Origin of the sequence: Limnochorda sp. (assembly GCF_047459355.1) — a bacterium.
GTDB lineage: Bacteria > Bacillota > Limnochordia > Limnochordales > Limnochordaceae > Limnochorda.
This window is the reverse complement of sequence record NZ_VSCV01000073.1, coordinates 1-2,102: the sequence shown is the minus strand read 5'-3', so window position 1 is coordinate 2,102 and position 2,102 is coordinate 1. Positions and strand designations below refer to the sequence as shown.

Here is a 2,102-nt window from a genome sequence, read left to right as displayed (position 1 = left end):
GCTCGCCCACCACCTCGCCCTCCACCTGGATGAAGACGGGGACCCGGACCGAGAGGCCCGGTCTTGCCCGTCCTCCGGGCCCAGGACGGTCAGCTGTGGGTGGAGGAGGGGGGCCAGGTCTTCGTCCTCTACCCATGGGTGGCGGGGCGCCGGGCCCGGTTCCGGCTGACCGGCGACCTGGAGGCGGTGGTCCAGGCCCTGGCCGCCTTCCATGAGGCCTCCCGCGGGTACGAGCCGCCCGCCGGCAGCCGGATCTCCTCCAAAGTGGGACGCTGGCCTCACCAGTACCAGTCCTTGCGCCAAAGGCTGGAGCGGTGGAAGGAGGCCGCTGAGCAAGCCCCCCACCAGCCCTTCCACCGGGCCTACCTCCAGGTGGCCGACGAGGTCATCGACCGGGCCCGCCGGGCGGAGGCGGCCCTGGCCCGCTCCGCGTACGGGGAACTGGCCGCAGTAGGAACGGCCGGGGCCGTCCTCTGCCACCAGGACTTCAGCGAGGGGAACACCTTGGTGGCGGGGAGCCGGGTCTGGGTGCTGGACCTGGACAACGTCACCTTCGACCTGCCCGTCCGGGACCTGCGCAAGCTCCTCCTCAGCCTCATGGATGGGCCTGACGGCTGGCGGGCGCCCCTCTTCCAGGCGGTGCTGGACGCGTACCAGTCGGTGGCGCCCCTTTCGCCCGCGGTGCAAGAGCTCCTGGCCATCGATCTCCTCTTCCCCCACGCGGTCCACGACGCGGCCAAGAACTGGTTCAAGAAGGGCGAACCTGAGCCGCCCGCCCGCCTCTTGGAGGTGCTCCCCTTGGAGCGGACCAAGGAGGCGGCTCTGGCAGCCTGGCTCCCCCTGGGAGGTGGCGCGTGATGCGAGTGGCGTTGGTCTCCACCGAGAAGCTCCCCGTCCCCCCCATCCGGGGCGGGGCCATCCAGACGTACGTGGCCGGGATTCTGCCGTATCTGGCCCGCCACCACCAGGTGACGGTCTTCACCATCAGCGATCCCCAGCTCCCCCTGTACGAGGAGGGGCCGGGCTACCAGATCGTCCGCTTCCCCGCCGAAGAATACCCCCAGCGCGTGGCTGAGGCGCTGGGCCGGGGGGGCTTCCAGGTCCTCCACCTCTTCAACCGGCCCACGTGGGTGGAACCCTTCCACCGGATGGCCCCCAGGGCCCGGATCCTCCTCAGCCTTCACAACGAAATGTTCAAGCCGGAGAAGATGCCTCCGGAGACGGCGGAGCGGTGCCTCAACCTCTGCGATCACGTGGTCACCGTCAGCCGGTACATCGCCGACACCGTCGGCGACCAGTACCCGTGGGCCCGTCCCAAGCTGAGACCCCTCTACTCCGGCGTCGATCCCGACGCCTACATCCCCCGGTGGGATCCCCGAGCCGGGCCCATCCGGGCCGCATTGGCCGCCAAGCTGGGCTTCGATCCCCAGGACCCGGTGATCCTCTGCGTCAGCCGCCTCTCGCCCAAGAAGGGCCAGCACGTGCTGATCGACGCCATGAAGAGCATCCGCCGCCGGTTCCCCTCGGCCCGCCTCCTCCTCGTGGGGAGCCGCTGGTACGGCCAGACCGAGTGGAACACTTACGGCCTCGCGCTGCAAGAGCAGGCCCGGAGCCTGGGGGACGGGGTCATCTTCGTGGGCTTTCTCACTCCCGCCGAGATCCCGCCCTACTACACAGCCGCGGACCTCTTCGTCTGTGCTTCCCAGTGGCAAGAGCCCCTGGCCCGGGTCCACTACGAGGCGATGGCCGCCGGCCTCCCCCTGGTCACCACCCGCCGGGGCGGGAACCCCGAGGTGGTGGACGGCTTGGGGACCGGCCTGGTGGTGGACGACCCGGCCAATCCCCAGGCCATGGCCAAGGCCATGGGGAGGCTCCTCAAGAACCGCCGCCTGGCAGACCAAATGGGGCGGCAGGGCCGGCAGCTGGCGGAGACCCGCTTCCACTGGCGCCGGGTGGCTCACGACCTGCTCTCCCTGTACGGCGGCGCGGGGCGGGCGTAGAGGCAGATCCGGGCGTCCCCGGTCACCGCCGCGGCCAGGGCGAGGCGGACGGCCACCTGGGTCGCCGGCCCCATCATCCCATGCCCGCCATCAGCCATGGTT

At 70.8% G+C, this 2,102-nt stretch carries 2 protein-coding genes; both read left to right on the top strand.

What is annotated here, in order from left to right; translation table 11 throughout:
- Positions 1-63: 63 nt before the first annotated feature.
- Positions 64-858: a CotS family spore coat protein gene (locus FWJ67_RS10860; protein ID WP_414482823.1), complete on the top strand. Its 795-nt coding sequence runs from the start codon at positions 64-66 to the stop codon at positions 856-858.
- On the top strand, positions 858-2,000 hold the full coding sequence (locus FWJ67_RS10855; RefSeq protein WP_414482822.1) for a glycosyltransferase family 4 protein: 1,143 nt from the start codon (positions 858-860) through the stop codon (positions 1,998-2,000). The genes FWJ67_RS10860 and FWJ67_RS10855 overlap by 1 nt, the downstream gene beginning before the upstream one ends.
- Positions 2,001-2,102: the final 102 nt, after the last annotated feature.